14 protein-coding genes are annotated in these 17,505 nt (G+C 28.3%); 13 read left to right on the forward strand and 1 reads right to left on the reverse strand.

Annotation, left to right across the window (positions count from 1 at the left end; translation table 4 throughout):
* Positions 1-5: 5 nt before the first annotated feature.
* A complete protein-coding gene (locus DA803_RS01745) occupies positions 6-1,553 on the reverse strand; it encodes a TrkH family potassium uptake protein (RefSeq protein WP_114190915.1) in 1,548 nt (515 codons plus the stop codon).
* Between the two features lie 217 nt (positions 1,554-1,770).
* Here DA803_RS01745 and DA803_RS01750 point away from each other — a divergent pair, with 217 nt between their 5' ends.
* The 13 genes from DA803_RS01750 to DA803_RS06315 all read left to right on the forward strand — a co-directional run bounded on the left by DA803_RS01750 (position 1,771) and on the right by DA803_RS06315 (position 17,425).
* Positions 1,771-2,484 (forward strand): potassium channel family protein, encoded by a 714-nt coding sequence (locus DA803_RS01750; RefSeq protein ID WP_114190916.1) that lies wholly within the window; start codon positions 1,771-1,773, stop codon positions 2,482-2,484.
* Between the two features lies 1 nt (position 2,485).
* Positions 2,486-3,808 (forward strand): C1 family peptidase, encoded by a 1,323-nt coding sequence (locus tag DA803_RS01755; protein WP_114190917.1) that lies wholly within the window; start codon positions 2,486-2,488, stop codon positions 3,806-3,808.
* A 127-nt stretch (positions 3,809-3,935) separates the two neighbouring features.
* Positions 3,936-4,262 (forward strand): 4'-phosphopantetheinyl transferase superfamily protein, encoded by a 327-nt coding sequence (locus DA803_RS06295; protein ID WP_114190918.1) that lies wholly within the window; start codon positions 3,936-3,938, stop codon positions 4,260-4,262.
* A complete protein-coding gene (locus DA803_RS06300; RefSeq protein ID WP_114190919.1) occupies positions 4,246-5,040 on the forward strand; it encodes a lysophospholipid acyltransferase family protein in 795 nt (264 codons plus the stop codon). The genes DA803_RS06295 and DA803_RS06300 overlap by 17 nt, the downstream gene beginning before the upstream one ends.
* A 13-nt stretch (positions 5,041-5,053) precedes the next feature.
* Positions 5,054-5,869, forward strand: a complete 816-nt coding sequence (locus tag DA803_RS01770) for a segregation/condensation protein A (protein ID WP_114190920.1) — start codon at positions 5,054-5,056, stop codon at positions 5,867-5,869.
* The gene (scpB, locus tag DA803_RS01775) at positions 5,859-6,473 is read left to right on the forward strand and encodes an SMC-Scp complex subunit ScpB (protein WP_114190921.1); all 615 of its coding nucleotides are present in this window, start codon (positions 5,859-5,861) and stop codon (positions 6,471-6,473) included. The genes DA803_RS01770 and scpB overlap by 11 nt, the downstream gene beginning before the upstream one ends.
* Before the next feature lies 1 nt (position 6,474).
* Positions 6,475-7,308, forward strand: coding sequence for an RluA family pseudouridine synthase (locus DA803_RS06305; RefSeq protein WP_114190922.1), 834 nt, complete (start codon positions 6,475-6,477; stop codon positions 7,306-7,308).
* A gap of 9 nt (positions 7,309-7,317) precedes the next feature.
* Positions 7,318-7,620, forward strand: coding sequence for an Asp-tRNA(Asn)/Glu-tRNA(Gln) amidotransferase subunit GatC (locus tag DA803_RS01785; protein ID WP_114190923.1), 303 nt, complete (start codon positions 7,318-7,320; stop codon positions 7,618-7,620).
* A complete protein-coding gene (locus DA803_RS01790) occupies positions 7,610-8,929 on the forward strand; it encodes an amidase family protein (protein ID WP_114190924.1) in 1,320 nt (439 codons plus the stop codon). Before DA803_RS01785 ends, DA803_RS01790 begins: the two co-directional genes overlap by 11 nt.
* Positions 8,922-10,334, forward strand: a complete 1,413-nt coding sequence (gene gatB, locus DA803_RS01795) for an Asp-tRNA(Asn)/Glu-tRNA(Gln) amidotransferase subunit GatB (RefSeq protein ID WP_114190925.1) — start codon at positions 8,922-8,924, stop codon at positions 10,332-10,334. Before DA803_RS01790 ends, gatB begins: the two co-directional genes overlap by 8 nt.
* Positions 10,334-11,452, forward strand: a complete 1,119-nt coding sequence (locus DA803_RS06310) for a YihY/virulence factor BrkB family protein (RefSeq protein WP_114190926.1) — start codon at positions 10,334-10,336, stop codon at positions 11,450-11,452. Before gatB ends, DA803_RS06310 begins: the two co-directional genes overlap by 1 nt.
* A 97-nt stretch (positions 11,453-11,549) precedes the next feature.
* On the forward strand, positions 11,550-12,557 hold the full coding sequence (locus DA803_RS01805) for an ECF transporter S component (RefSeq protein ID WP_114190927.1): 1,008 nt from the start codon (positions 11,550-11,552) through the stop codon (positions 12,555-12,557).
* Positions 12,557-17,425 (forward strand): valine--tRNA ligase, encoded by a 4,869-nt coding sequence (locus DA803_RS06315; RefSeq protein ID WP_277869717.1) that lies wholly within the window; start codon positions 12,557-12,559, stop codon positions 17,423-17,425. The genes DA803_RS01805 and DA803_RS06315 overlap by 1 nt, the downstream gene beginning before the upstream one ends.
* Positions 17,426-17,505 lie beyond the last annotated feature (80 nt).

Below are 17,505 nucleotides of genomic sequence, written 5' to 3' on the forward strand. Positions count from 1 at the left end.
ATCTCCTAGCCAATAGATACATCTTCGTAGATGTATTGATATTGTTCTGGTGTTGATTTGTTTCTTCCTCAAATTTTAATAACTTGTGGAATTCCAAATTGACCCATTATCATGACAAAAATCAATGATAATTTTCCAACAATTGAAATGCTATTAGTAATTCCAATTGAAAGTCCTGAGTTACCAAAAGCTGAACATATTTCAAAAAATACCATTAACATTGTGTAATTTTCATTATGGGCAGTTTTAGCAACATTAGGAATAGTTGCAAACACAACTATTGTAAATATTGCTGCTAAAAATAAAGCGATGGTAAAAACGTTAATTGCTTTAATCAATGTTTCTTTCCCGATTTGACGTCTAAAGGCATGCACATTTCTCTTACCGCGAATTGTTGTCAAGATACTTAAAAATATAACGGCAATGGTAGTGTTACGAATTCCACCAGCTGTTGAAACTGGTGAGAATCCCACAAACATTAGAATTGCGTGAACTAAAACCGTTGGTTGGGTAAAGTTAAAATAATTAACCGTAGAAAAACCAGCTGATCGTGTTGATTTGGTTTGGAAGAAAATTGCAAATAATTTGCTTCAAGTACTTCCATATTCGCTTTGATTTCAAAAGGCATCTTTATCTTTAGCTGTTGTTTCGAAGATAACTGTTAAAGTTAATCCAACAACCGTTGTTACCACATATGCTATTAGAGTAAATTTGGTAAATAAACTAAAGCGATGACGTGGTGAATTTTTATTAGTTGAAATAATTTTTTTTCAAATGTCATATATAACCGGAAAACCAATACCACCAATTAAGAAAATTATTATAGTTACGATTTGTAGTCCAAAATCATGGTAGTATGGTTGTAAACTTTTATCTCCAATAATATCAAATCCAGCATTGTTAATTGAAGAAATCGCATGGAAGATGCCATATCTTAGTGAAAGAGAAAAATTTTGATATGGATTATAAGCTGATTTAACATAAGGATTAAAAATGTGATTATTTGTGACACTAGCTTTGGCATCGTTGAAATATGGACTTGGGTTGTAATAGAACATAAAAGTAAAAATCAATGAAGACATCAATGTTACAATGATTAAAAAACTAATTGAAATTTTAATCATTTTTTTTGTTTCAGAAACATTGCTTGCTCCACGCTCAGTTAACGATACTTGATTATTAAAAATACTAGATTTAAATCCTAAAATTGATTGAAATAGATAAACTTTAAAAGTAAAAATTCCAATTCCACCGACGACAATGCAAAAAGCAATAATAGCCTGTCCAAACTCATTGAAGGTTTCAGAAATTGTTACTGTTGTTAGTCCAGTGTCACTAAAAGCTGATGAGGCTACAAATAGCGCATCTAAATAATTAATTTTAATTCTATTGCCATTTTCATCAAAATTATGTGACATATTCCAATAAAGTAAAATCGACATAAAAAGGGTAAATAAAACATAAATTAGAAAGATATATCTAATTGTTCCGATTTTTCTTAAAAATCTAAAAATGATATTTCCATGTCTTATTTTCGATTTTTTTCTAGTCATAGTTAAAAATTTTACCACTTTCCATTAATTTTCTAAATTTCTAGCTTTTTGGCGATATTTTTACACTTTTTTTACCTTTGTTAGCACATTTTTTTGCCATTTTTTTAATTAGAAAGTAATTTTTAGCAATTTTATATATTAAATTTGCGGAAATGATAACATTTATAAATATTGTTTTTTGAATAAAAAAATTGCAAATATATAGGGAGATAATCTTATGAAATTATTTAAAAAAGTGCGTGAAGTTTGCATTATCGGAATTGGACGCTATGGTTCTGCTATTGCCGATCAATTACTAAAGGATCGAGAAAATAATGTTCGGGTAGTATTAGTTGATGGTGATGAAAAACACTTAATTCCGTATAAAGATGAAGTGGAAATGATCTATGTTGCCGATTGTGCAGAACAAAAAACCTTAGAGGCCTTGAATGTTACTGATTTTGATGTTGTTATTGTTAGTGCATCAAATAATATTGAAATCGTGGCAGCCTTGGCAGAAATGGGAGTTAAATCCATTATTGCTAGAGCAACATCACCGCGGCACGCTCAGGTGCTAAGACAAATTGGAGTTACTTCAATTGTCTCACCAGAAGAAGAGGCCGGTAAGAGAACTGCTTTAATAGTTGCTAACCCAAATCTTACCCTTTATTCAAAGAATATGGTTGAGTTACAAGACGGGTTTGTTAGTGCCTCAATTCACATTAAAAATGTTGATATGTTTAATAAAAAAATTAGCGAATTAGGTTTTCGAAATAAATACAATGTTTCAGTAACAATGATTAATCGAAATAATATGACATATCTACCCGAAGGTGATTTTGAAATTTTAGAAAATGACTTACTAACATTTATCGGTAAGACTGAAGATATTGTTGACGCCCTTGAATTCTGTGCCAACTCAAAAAATAATAGAAATACAAAAGAGAGATAATATGAAAAACATTAATAATAAATTATTAGAAAAATTTGAACAAGAATATGATAAAAATTTAGCAAACAAAGTAATTGAAAATGCTATTTTTAAAAATGGTATTAAACAAAGCTCAATTAATAATGAAACTACCAAAAAACATAATTTTGAATTTTCAGTTGAAATTAAAGCCGGAAATATCACTAATCAAAAACAAAGTGGTCGCTGCTGGATTTTCGCTGCTTTAAATGCTGTAAGATTAAAAATTATGGATGAACTAAAAATTGAATCATTAGAACTATCACAGAATTTCATTCATTTCTATGATAAATTAGAAAAAGCCAATGTTTATCTATCATGAGTTATGTCAGAGGGATTAGAAGTAGACAATGAAGATCACCTATTTCGTTTGTTTAATAAAGAACCGGTTAGTGATGGGGGATATTGAGAATTCTTTACTAACATTATAGAAAAATATGGAGTTTGTCCAAAGCAAGCAATGAATGAATCATTTCATAGTGAAGCCACCGCGGAGATGGTAACTCAAATTAATTGAAGATTGAAAGCTTACACCGCTAAAATGCGCTCAGAGTATGCTTTATCAAAAAATTTAGCTAAAGTTCAAATCTTAAAAGAACAAGCCTTGTCAGATGTATATAACATATTGATTAAGTCACTTGGCAGACCACCAAAACAATTTACTTTTGAATTCCGCAATAAAGATAAAGAATTTCAAAGAATTGAAAATATTAGTCCATTAGATTTTTACAATAAATATGCTAAAAACTTTTTAGATAATAAAGTTGACTTAGTTGCTGATCCTCGTCAAAAATATGCGCAAAATCAACTACTAGTTTCAAAATACATCAAAAACGTAGAAGAAGGTAAACCACTAACAATGCTAAATATTGACCTTCAAATCATGAAAAAAGCAATGATTGAACAACTAAAAAATAACGAAAGCGTTTGATTTGGTTGCGATGTTGGTAGTTTCTCATCACGTGATGGAATTATGGATGTTGATTTATATGATTTTGATCTTACTCTAACTAAAACTCCAGAATTTAGTAAGCAAGAGCGCTTTGAATCACGAGCATCAACAATTAGTCATGCTATGAATATGCTTGGAGTGAATTTAGATAATAATGGCAATGTCATTAGCTGAAAGGTTGAAAATAGTTGAGGCGATAACAGCGGCAGAAAAGGTTATTTTTCAATGAGTGATAAATGATTTGATGAATATAATTTTATGGCAATTATTGACAAAAAATACCTTCCTGCAGAAGTCATAAAAGCCTTAGAAAAGCAACCAATTGAAATTTCACCTTTTGACCCATTAAGTTAAAAATAAGAAAAGAAATCTCAAATAATTTTGGGATTTTTCTTTTATTTTATTTATTTCAACATTCAATATTTATTATACCTTTATCATATTAATGTATAATCTATAAATATTAAGGATTATCTATAATATGATTGGCATTGACTTGGTTAAAATTAGCAGATTTAAAAAAATTAGAAAACACCATATTGCTAAATTTTTGCACCCTTGTGAAATTGTGGAATGAGAAAAATTAAACAAAAGAAATCAAACTCGATATTTAGCAAGCCGTTGGGCAATAAAAGAAGCAATTTATAAAGCTGATAATAAATATTGAAATTTTCCCAAAATTTTAATTCGTAAATCAAAAAATGGGAAATACGAATTTGAAGATTTTGAAATATCAACAACAAATGAAGACAATCATGTAATAGCCATGATATTTAAATTAGGAGGAACAAATGAAATTAAAAACTAGAGTTTTTTGAAGAGCTCTACCAATTGGAATTAATATTCTAAAACTGTCAGGAAAGGCCAGTCGCAATCTTAAAATGCCTGAATATTATCGAACTGATGAAAAAAATTACTTTTTACAGAAGCACCTTTCAAAAATTTTAGATCATCTAAATGTTAAGTTAAAAGTTAATGGATTTGATAATGTTCCGAATGGCCCTTGTTTATTGATTCCCAACCATTCAACTTATCTTGATCCACTTATTATGTTTTCAGCTTTGTGAAATCATGGCGACGGCAAAAAGCAGAGTAAATTAGTAAATTTTATTGCTAAAAAAGAAACACAAGGAAAAAAGAGAATTAAAAAAATTGCTGAATTAGCAAATACCCATTTTATTGATACTAAAAAACCAAGAGAAGCACTTGAGGTTCTTAACAATTTTGGTAAATTTGTAAAGAAAAATAAATCATGTGGAGTTATTTTTGCTGAAGGGACAAGAACAAGAGATGGTAAATTAGGAAATTTTAACAGTGGAGCATTTCGGGTAGCCCAATCAAATTATCTGCCAATTATTCCTGTCACCATTAATAATGCTGCTAATGCCCTAGATTGAAAAAGAAATAAACCATTGGAAGTAGAAGTAACTTTCCATCATCAAATTAAACCAATTCAATTTCAAACAATTGATTCAAAAGCATTAGCTGAAAGCGTGAAAAAAATTATTGCATCAAATTATATTGATCAAACAATCACCTCAAAAGAAACAATTAAAAACATTTATTCAAAAAGAAATAAAAAGTAAGTAAGAAGAAAATATGAATGAAATTTTAAAACCTGAAATTAGAGAGATTTCTCTAAACGAAAATGAAAATAATGAATCTGAAAAACAAGAATTAATAAAAGATAAAAGAGTTTTTAAATTAGGTAATTTTGATGGACCACTTGATTTATTAGTCACTTTAATTAAGGAAAAAAATATTAGTATTTTTGATGTCGATTTATTAGAGTTGGCTAATCAATATTTAGAAATTATTAAAAATTTACAAGATTATGAAGTTGATATTGCTTCTGAGTATTTAGTAATGGCTGCGACTTTGTTACAACTAAAAGCAAGAATGGTTTTACAAGATCCAGCTGCCGAAGAAGAAATTAAAGAAGAGAAAAAACGATTACTTGAACAAATTGCTGAATATGAAAAGTTCAAAGAAATCTCTTTACTACTAAGAGAACAAGAAGAGAAAAGAAAAGATTTATATTCAAAAGAACCAGAAGATACTGAAGAATTTGAAAAAGATTATGACACAAGCATTTTAGATGGCCATTCAAACAGTTCTAAACTTGTCATAACATTAAGAAAAATGTTTGAAAGAACATATGCCGAAATCATAAGAAATATTACGATTGAAACAATTGCTGTCAGTCCTGAAGAGCAAAAAAAGCGAATTATTGCTTTATTTAAAAATAAAAATATATTAACATTTGAAGAAATTTTCAATGTTCCAAGTGTCGGTCATTTTGTTATCACACTTTTAGCAGTTTTAGATTTAGCAAGACAACAAATCGTTGTTTTAGAACAAGAAAACAATGAAGGAATAATTATTTTCAAAAAGGGGATAGAATATGAAGAATAAAATTATTGAAGCATTGCTATTTATTCAAGGTAGTGAAGGAATTAGCTCTGAGCAAATTAAAGAAGTGTTTAAACTAAACACCATTCAAGAAGGTCGAAAACTTCTAAGAGATTTTAAGGACAATTTTAATAAACAAGATCGTGGAATTAAAGTTTATGAATTTAATGATGTTTTTAAATTTTTAACTGTTGAATCTGTCAAAGAATACATCACCACATTGGTAACCATTACAAGAAAACAAAGACTATCAAATGCGGCAATTGAAGTTGCTGGAATTGTAGCTTATAAGCAACCCGTTACACGTTCAATGATTTCAAACATTCGGGGAGTAATCAGCGACGGAATTGTGGCTAGTTTACTAGAAAAAAATATAATTGAAGAAGTTGGTTTTGCTTCAACACCTGGAAATCCTATTTTATATGGAATTACTAATAAATTCTATGACTACTTTAAAATTAAGACATTAGCAGAATTGCCTAATTTCCCAGAATTTAGCCGTTATTCAAGTGAAGATGAAGAAATGTTAGATAAAGACTTTAACTTATTCGATTCACAAAGACAAGATAATAACGAAAACGTACTAATGTCATCTGAGGACGAATAATATGATGAAATTTATTGCAAAAAAAGACGATGTTAATCGAATTCTTTTTAAATATGTTGTAAAAATGTGTAATAACGTTCCGATATCAAAAATTGAAAAAATCTTCCGAGAAAAAGATATCAAAGTTAATGGGCAAAGAACAAAAGATAAACAATATAAACTTCAATTAGGTGACACAATTGAAATTTATGGAATTTTTGATGCATTTAAGGCTCAAGAAGAGAACCTTGCAAAAATTAATTTTAAAGTGATTTTTGAAGATAGCAATTTATTAATCGTTGATAAAGCAACAAACATTGCTATGCACTCAGAAGAAAATTCACTTGACAAACAAATTCTTAAATATTTAAATTATCGAAAAACATCTTCATTCCAACCAGCATCAATCGGAAGATTAGATAAAAAAACTAGTGGAATAGTAATTTATGCTAAAAACTATAAAACATTGGTTGAATTTGAAGCTAAACAAAATAATTTTGAAAAAGTTTATCAATTTGTTTCCGATTTCGATGAAGACATCTTAGATATTACCGTGCGACTAAAAAAAGATATCAAAAATGAAAAAATGGTGGTTGATCCAAAATTTGGAGTTAAAGCGCGGACAATTTTTTACAAGGAAAACAAACGTAAATACGCAAGAATTCTAACTGGAAAAACTCATCAAATTAGAGCAACATTAGCTTCACTAAATTGCCCAATTTTAGGTGATTTAAAATATGGTGGTAGATTTGCTAAAAGATTATTTTTACACTCATATTCAATAAAATTAAAAAACCTAAGCGAAGAATTTAGTGATTATAATGGACAAATATTTATTTCATTACCAAAATGATAGGAGCTAAAAATGGATAATAAAGAATTAAAAACTTTAGCGAATTATCTACTATTTGATCCAAGTGATGAAGTTCTATCATTGACAAAAAATTTGCTTCAGCAGATTGACGATGGTTTAAAAGAACTTCATGCCCTTGATTTACAGAATTTAAAACCACTGTCACACATTAATGAAAAACCTATCTCTTTTAAAGACCTTCGTAGTGATGAAATTGACGAAGATATTTATTTAAATAAAAGTAATGTTCTATCAAATGCCACTAACCACGATAAAGAATTTGTAATTATTAAGAAGGTAATCAATGAAGAATAAAAATATTCAAGAAATTATTAAAAAATTACAAAACAATGACAATAATGCAATTGCTCATGTTTTTGAACATGCCAGCTTAAAAAATAGTGGTGTCTTAGCAAATACTGTTTTTAGTATTAAAGATAATTATGCAGATAAAGAAGTAGTTTGTGGTGCTTCTTCAAAGATATTAAGTAATTTTAAACCTGCTTATAAAGCGACAGTCATTAAGTTGCTTGAAGAAGCCGGCGCGACATGCGTTGCGAGAACTAATTTAGATGAATTCGGAATGGGTGGTTCAGGTGAATATTCAGCTTATGGAATTATTAAAAATCCACTTAACAAAAATTATTTAGTAGGAGGCTCATCATCAGGGGCAGCAGCAACATTTTTTACTGAACTTGATTTTGCCATCGGATCTGATACTGGAGATTCAGTTAGAAAACCAGCCTCAAACATTGGAAAAGTCGGGTTTAAGCCAAGTTACGGCGCAATAAGTCGCTATGGACTTTTTGCCTTTGCTACTTCGCTTGATACTGTGGCATTTTTTACTCATAATGTTCAAATGACTGCATTATTAAGTAGTGTTCTATACAAACAGGACTTAAAACATGATTTAACCTCAATTGATTTAAGTTTTAAATATGATGAAATTCAAAAAAACAAACCACAAAAAGTTGCCTATTTAGATTGTTTTGATAAATTAAGTGATGCTACTAAAAAAGCATATGAAAATGTAATTAATAAATTAAAAGCAAACAATGTTGAACTTATTAAAATCAGCATTGATGAAAAATTATTTAAATCAATTGACACAATTTATAAAATTATTGCTTTTTCAGAAGCAGCATCAAATTTAGCTAATTTAACCGGCATTCAATTTGGTAAGCGAATTGAAGGTGAAAATTGAAGAGATAGCTTTATTAAAACTCGCTCACAAGGTTTAGGAAAAATGGTGCAATCGAGACTAATTTTGGGATCTTATTTTCTAAAATCAGAAAACCAAATTAAATATTTTGTCAAAGCTAAACAAATGCGAAGATATTTAAGTAATTATTTTACAAAAATTCATCAACAAGCCGATTGTTTTATCTATCCCGCTTCAAATGATTCCGCTCCTTTGATTAATAAGAAATATCAATCTTCATACATGGACTACATTTTAACTTATGCAAATTTAGTTGGTAATCCTTCATTAACTTTAAAAATGGGAGAAGATGATAATAAAATGCCATTTAATTTAGCAATTGATACTGAAATTTATACCGATAAAAAATTGTTAAATTTTGCTTTATACTTTGAAGAGCTATTAGGAGAGAAATATGAATAGTGATTGAGAAATGGTGATTGGCATTGAGATTCATTTAGAACTTAATACCAAAACCAAAATGTTTTCACCGGTGGAAAATTCATTTGGCAAAGAAGCTAACCAATTAGTTTCTAACATTGACTTAGCTTATCCTGGTAGTTTACCACTTCTAAATTCGCAAGCAATAGTTAAAGGTATAAAATTGGCTAAAGCTTTAAATATGGAAATTGATAAATTAGTTAGATTTGACCGAAAAAATTATTTCTATCCTGATTTAACAAAGGGTTATCAAATTACCCAACAATTCAATCCAATCGGAAAAAATGGAGAAATTAAAATCAAAGTTGCTGGGCAATGAAAAGATATCGCCATTGAAAGAATTCATTTAGAAGAGGACACTGCTAAATCAATTCATGAAGGCGAATTGACTAAAATAAATTACAATCGGGCAGGAGTTCCTTTAATTGAAATTGTTTCAAAACCGGTAATACATTCTGCAAAAGAAGCTGTCGCATATGTTGAAGCTATCCGTCAAACCGCTTTAGCTTTAAATATTAGTGATGCTAAAATGAATGAAGGTAGTTTAAGAACTGATGTAAATATTTCAGTTCGCCCAAAAAATAGTGGCGAACTACGAACAAGAGTGGAAATTAAAAATTTAAATTCACTATCAAATGTTGAAAAAGCAATAGAATATGAAGTTGAACAGCAAATAAATAATTATTTATTAAATAATTTAGTTGAACAATGTACAAAAAGATTTGATGAAAATAGTGAAAAAACTATTATGATGCGATCAAAAAGTGATGCTATTGATTATAAATACTTTCCTGATCCAAATCTTCCTTATATTGCCTTAGAAGATGATTTTATTAACGACATTAAAATTGAAGAAACACCATTTCAACGAGAAATGCGTTACATTGCAACTGGATTAAATCAAGTACAAATTGGTCAATTGTTGAATAACTTTGAGTATGCTAATTATTTAGATGCAATTAAAGCCAAAGATAGTAAAAAAGCTGCAAATTTATTCTTTTCAGAGATTATTAGCTATCTAAATTTAAATAAAAAAACTATAGCCGAATTTAACATGACAGTAAATGAAGCTACTCAACTAATTAATTTGGTAATTGATGGCAAAGTTAATAAAGCTAATGTAAAAAAAATTATTGAAATTAAAGATCATGAAAACCTTGATATTTTAAAAATTATTAATGACAATGATCTAATGGTCAAAGAAATAAACATATCACTTGACCAAATAATTGACATCATTCTAGAAGAAAATCCTGAACTTGAAAGTACCTTTACTAAAAATTTAGATAAAGCAAGTAAATTTTTAGCAGGGCAAATCATGAAAAAAACTATGGGAAAAGCAAAAATTGATGAAATTAATCAAAAAATCAAGGAAAGGTTTAAATAGTGTTTAATAAAAAACCAAATAAAATTAAAACCGGATGACAGAAAAAAGATGATAAAGAAAATTCTTCTGGAAATAAAGTATTAGTTAATTCATCACAAATTGTTGCCAACCGCAAAAAGAAAACTTTCATAGAAAAAATAATGAAATGAATAATTTATGGCATTTTATTTGTAGCAATTCCGCGATATATTCGTTCATCACGAAGTAAAGGAAAAGAAATTGTTAATACGACATATGACAAAATCAATTCAAATGAGTTTGCCTTTGTTCCGGCTGGATATGCTCTATATTTATTCGTTTCATTCATTCCGATTATTAGCCTTTTATTAGGGACAATTGGTTCAATTAGTGAGCGATATGAACTTGTTTTGAGATCAGTTATTCTAGGGGATATTATTCCTGGGATTTCTGATGTTATTCCGGTTATTTCTTCACTTTGAAAAAGTGGAGCTGGAGCTGCGCTAGGATTTGCAGTGTTCGCTTTATCGGTTATCTGACTAGCATCAAAAGGATATTCAAAATTCATTTTTTCAATTGATGCTCTATACCGTCACAATTCATCACATCGAATGATTAAAACTCGAGTTAAGGGATTTGCCGTTAGCTTAACAATTTCAATTATGCTAACTATTTTCTTACTTTGTTTAACCGCATTTGTTACTTTTTTAATTGATTTACTATACCCAGATGCTCTAAATAACATTATTAACTCAAAAGAACCAACACAAACAAAATTAAATTTAGATTGACAATTTAAGTTAGTCTATTGAATTACCGTTATTATTTTCTTACCAATAGTAACTTATCTATCATTTTTATCCTACTTTAAATTTGCACCAAACTTCAAATTAAAATTTTCACAAGCTCACCCTGGCGCATTAATTGCCTCAATACCAATTGCTGTGTTTATCTTACTATTTGGATCAATTTCATCAGCGATAGATTATAAAAAATTTGGAGTCGTGGCAACGTTTATGTATGTTATTTTACTTCTTAGTGTAACAGCATATTTCATTTATACAGGTGTTATTATTAATTCAAGTTTTTATCATACTTTTATTAATCAACCAACGATTGAAAAATCAAGTTTATGAAGAAGGAGAAAATTTCACATTTAAACATTTAAATTTATATAAAGTTTATTATAAATAACTAATATAGATTTATTCAAAAGTTTATCTGTTATATAATTTTAATGTAAAAGAAAGGAAACTAATGGAATCAAGAATACCAGGGGGAATTAAGCATTACCTAAAATGAGTACGATCTCAAACCAATATTTCATACCGCAAATGAAATTCAAAAAGAATTGCATTTGTTGGGGTTTTGATTGCGGTTTCAGTTGTGTTTTTCATCATTTCAGTTAGAATTCTTCCGATAAGTGCCTTACCAAGTTTTAAATTTAGTTTTATTGGTCTTCCAATTAAAATAACTGGATTTATTTTTGGGCCAGTTGTGGGACTTATTACCGGAATATTAGCAGATTTAATCTCCTTTGCCCTCATTCCAACTTATTACAACTTTTTATACACCTTAGCGGTGGCAACAGCTGGTTTTGTTCCGGGTTTAATTGCTTATTATTTCTTTAACATTAATGAAATTTTCTTCTCTCGTAACTATCGGATTTATAAATTTAAGGAAATTGTTGAATATTTTAAGGTTCAATACTCTGAAGCCTTAATGCGTGGAAACTCAGAAGATCTACAATATTTTTCGGAAAAAATTGCTTTCTACGAAGTCAAAATTATCTTACTTGAAAATAAGAAAAAACCAACTGCGATGATTAATTTTAGCTTTGTTTCAACTCTAATTATGTTGGGATTGCAAATCTTAATTATATTAATCATTTTTGCCAAACTAGATAATTCTATATTTGAACATAACCGTCTTATTAAAAATAAACAGTTTTATATTTTTCTAACATCATCAGGTTTTATTCTAATGGGATTATTTGTTATTTTATATCGTATATTTTTAAAAAAGAAATATCAAACCTTTATTGAAGTAATGGCAATTATCTCATTTTGTGCTATTTTAGAATTTATCAACGTTATTCTGCTTTCATTAGCTGATGCTCAAACTCTAAAAACAGATTTCTGAGTTAATATGACCGCTCAAACTTTACTTAGTCCAATTAAGATCTTCTTTAATTTAGGAATTATTCTTGCTACTTATAAAATCGTTGCTCCACTTGTTAGATCAAAAGAAGGTGACCGTTTCTAATGGACGCAAAAAAAATTACCGCCCTAAAAATTATTAACCTAAAAATCGTTGAAGAAAACAATAATAATTTCAAAACATTAATTAATAATTTAAGTTTTTTAGTAAATTCAAATAATGTTTTAGGAATTCTAAGTGATGATGAAAAAATTAGTAGCAAAATATTTAACACTATTACAAACAGTAATATTAAATTAAGTAAGTATCAAGGTTTTATTGAATTCGAATTAGACCAAAAAGAGTTTTATTTCACCCATAAACATTCTGAATTCCAAAGAAATATTGGATTTGGTTTTAATGAAGATATCACTAACAGTGCCAAAAATAATGTCACTGTTTTTAGTTATTTAAAGAAATACATTACTGAAAATAAAATTGTCAAAGGATTCTCATCACAGTTTATTCATAAATGAAATAAAGCTTATCAAGACTATCGGATCTTAATTAAAAACAAATATGCCGCAATTACTTTAAATTTACAAAAAGACATTAGTAAAGATATTAAGACTTTAGCAAGCTATCTCATTGAGGCTAGAAACAATAATGTGAATTCCAATAATTTAATTGAATTAAACCAAATTCTTGATTATGCCAGTGAAAATTATTTGAAAATTATCAGTACATTTCGCGTACAAGAATTAATGTTGCATAATTTTACTCGGACAATTCTTAAAAAATACACTGACGGAGTTTCTTATTTTAATAAACTTGAATATCTTAGAGCAAAAGCTGAATATGAAGAACTTAATCGAAAATATCTCAACCTAGCTCCAAAGAAAAATTATTTAATTGAAAAAGTAAAAAAAATAAAAAATACTGTGCTCTCAGTCATTGAAAAATGATTACGAGGTTTTAAACATTTAAGAAAAATCATGATTGATTTAAAAAATGACAATCGCCAAATTATCAATCAAATTCGAAAAAATGCTAGTGGTAGTCAATATTTATATTTATACAAAAACTTTTGTTTTAATAAAATGATTTTAAAATTTATTAGCCGATATAAATACAAAATTATGCGATTAAAACATGAAGATATTAATCAATTAATAGAAGATATTTTAATCTTAAAACCCACAATTACTTCAGAAGCTAATATTCTCTCTTCGCGCGATTCTAGAAATAAAAACCGCCCACTAATTCGTCAAATTGTCGCAAGAAATTTCTTGCTTAATACCAAAGTTTTTGTTGATCGTTTCAGAACTAAAATTGCCAAAAATAAAATTAATATTGAAAATAATGCCAGTGGCAAAGATGCAACAACATTACTATTTGATAGTAATAATGTCAACATCGAAAAGCTTAAATTAGCAGAAAGTAAATATCGTGAAGCCAAAAACGAATATTTATGAAATTTAGAAACTATTGGGAATAACCTTCAAAAACAAACTAAAAAACAAAACCGGGAAGCCGATGGACTTCGCAAGGCTAATATAAAAAATTATAATTTAATTCAAAAACTACTAAATTCTCTAATTAAAAAGAATAACAATAATATAACTAGTTCTAATGAAAATAATAGCGCGATGATTCATAAAAAAATTCAGTCATTGCAAACCTATGAGTTAATTTTAAATAAAATGTTTGCTGATTTCAAAGATTATAATCACGTTATTAACTTTCATAAATTCTCTGCGGCAAGAACAAAAGCTGTCAATACGCTAATTACCAAAATGATAATCTATGACATTCTAATTAATGCTAATATCATTGTCGATGATGCCGTTAAAGATATGGCATCATTAACTGAAGAGCAAATTATTAAACTTGAAATTCAAAAGATTTTAATTAATAGTCCGAACATTGTTATTGTCGGTCAAGGAATTTCAAAATTACGTAGTGGTAGTCAATTTGAAATTCTTGCCAAGCTTAATAAATATATTTATGATCATCACAATATTGGTGTGTATTTTTTAAATGATATCAAACTGGCTGCCAAAGTTACTTCATCGCTAAACATTATTAGCCGCAATAAAGTTGTTGAGGAAGGTAGCACAAGTCAAATTATTAAAAATCCAATTAATCCATACGTTAAAAAAATGCTATTATTTGATGATGAACAAACAATTAGTAGTTATGAAGACTTTATTGCTAAAAATGACATCTATGAAGATATCATTCAATTCAAAATAGAAGACAATCATTATATTCGCAGCACATGAACACAAATCGCTAAATGAGTTAATAAAGATAATTTGAAAAATGAAGAATTGAAAAAATTATTTTTCTATGAGACACAAGAAATTGGAAATAGTGAGGCTAGTGTTGATGATAAAATTGATTTTGAAGAAACCAAAATTATTGACTTAACAAACTTATTTGATATAAAAAAATATAAGGGAAACAATATGAATAAAACATTTAACCATAAAGTGGTTGAAGAAGGGCGAAATGATAAGTGAAAATCATTAAAATCCTTCTCAACTCATGATAAAAGTAAACCACCATTTACCATAATTCTACCGCCGCCGAATGTCACTGGTAAACTTCACATTGGCCACGCACTTGATACATATCTTCAAGACACTATTATTCGTCATAAAAAAATTAATGGATATGATGTAATGTGAGTACCAGGAAAAGATCATGCCGGAATTGCCACCCAGGCTGCCGTTGAGAAACAATTAGCAATGAATAAAGTTAATAAATACGACTTGGGAAGAGAAGCTTTTATTAATGAAATTTGAAAATGAAAAGAAGTTTACTCAAAAAATATTTCAAATCAATGAGCTAAATTAGGTTTAGCCCTAGATTATGATATAGAACGTTTCACCTTTGACAAAGATGCTAATGAAGCCGTTATGAAAGTTTTTGTAAAATTATTTAATGATGGACTAATTTATCGTGATCGAAAACCAATTAATTGAGATCCAAAACTTCAAACTGCGCTTTCAAATATTGAAGTCGTAAATGTGGAAACTAAACAAAAACTTTACTATATTAAATATCCAATTAAAAACAGCGAAGAAGCAATTATTGTGGCTACCACAAGAACAGAAACCTTGCCATCTGATGTAGCTTTAGCGATTAGCCCACACGACTCAAAATACAGCACTTTAATTAATAAAACTATAATTCATCCTTTAACCAAAAAAGAGATTCCAATTGTTGGATCAGATTTAATTGATCCAAAATTTGGAAGCGGAATTATGAAAGTTTCAGCTCATGCAATTGATGATATTACTATTATTAAAGAAAACAATTTAGAAATTAATGAGTGTATTGATAAGTATGGAAAAATGACAGCTGTGGCTCATGAATTTGAAGGTTTAGATCGTTTTGAAGCAAGGGAATTGATTGCTAAAAAATTAGAAAGAGAAGGCTACATTTATAAAGTTGAAGATATCATCTCAAACGTTGGTCGTAGTGAAAGAAGTCAGAGCGTGATTGAAATATTAGTTCAACCCCAATGATTTGTTAAAATGAATTCCCTAGCTAAATTACTGCTAAAAAATCTGAGTGATGAAGATGGTGTAAAATTTATTCCAAAAAAATTCGAACAAAACCTAATTCAATGAATGGAAAATGTTCACGATTGAACAATTAGCCGACAAATCTGATGAGGACACCGTATTCCTGCTTGATATAACAAAGATAAAATACTAGTTCAAGTTGAAAAACCAATTGGAGCAGGATGAGTTCAAGATGAAGATGTTCTTGATACATGATTTAGTTCCGCTTTAAGCCCTTTTGTCTTTTTGGGATGACCACAAGACAAAACTAAATTAAAACGCTATTTCCCAACTACACTTCTAGTTACTGGTTATGATATTATTTTCTTTTGAGTTGCGCGAATGTATTTCCAAAGTTTATATTTTATGGAACAAAAGCCATTTAATGAAGTTTTAATTCATGGTTTAGTTAGAGATGCCCAAGGAAGAAAAATGTCAAAATCATTAGGCAACGGAATTGATCCCATTGGAGTAATTGATCAATATGGATCTGACGTGCTAAAAATGTCATTAATTTTTCACTCAACTCCTGGACAAGATATTAATTACGGTGATGAAAAAATTCAAGTAGCACGATTATTTTTAAATAAATTCTGAAATATTGCAAGATATATCGCAAATATCAAAATAACTTTATCTGAAGTGATAAATTATGAAAAATTAGATAATTACGATTTTTGAATTTTAAATAAATTTTTAGAATTTAAAAACCGTGTTAATCAAAGTATGGATAAATATGAATTCACTATTGTTTTCAAATTATTACAAGAATTTATTATTAATGATTTTTCAAGTTGATATTTAGAATTTAATAAATTTAAGGATAATAATTACTTTATTCACTATTTATTTAGAGAAATACTAATTGTTCTTCATCCTTTTATGTCATTTACCACTGATTACTTATTTGAAAGTATTTATAAAGAAGAACTACTAGAAACTGAATTGTCAAATTTTTATGAGATAAGTGACTATTCAACGAATATTGCTGAAGTTGAATCACTAATTCAGTTAATTGCAACATTAAGAAAATATCGTGAAGATAAGAAAATTTCTAAATCAAAAACACTATTCTTTGCTGCTAATAAGCAAATATTTGACGAAAAAGCCATGCTAATTATCGAGAAGTTAAGTAACTTTAAATGAGAAGAAAATAATGATTTATTAATTAAGTTAAATGATATGCAAATATATATCAAACTAAGCGAAAATGACAAAAAAAATGAAATTGCTGAGCTTAATAAACTAATTGAACATGCTCAAAAAGAGATTGAATTTAATCAAAAATTCATTTTAAATCCAAAATTCATGGAAAAGGCTAATAAGCAAACAATCCAAGAAAAAGAGCAAAAAGTTAAGGAATTTCAAGAAAAATTAGCATTCTATAAAAAAGAATTAAGCGAAAAAATCACAAAATAAGCAGGAAACTGTTTATTTTTATTTTGTTTAAAAAAATTAACTTTTAATTAAATACTTTAAATAATTTTTAACTAATTTAT

Origin of the sequence: [Mycoplasma] phocae (genome assembly GCF_003332325.1) — a bacterium.
In the GTDB taxonomy this organism is placed as follows: domain Bacteria; phylum Bacillota_I; class Bacilli_A; order Mycoplasmatales; family Metamycoplasmataceae; genus Metamycoplasma; species Metamycoplasma phocae.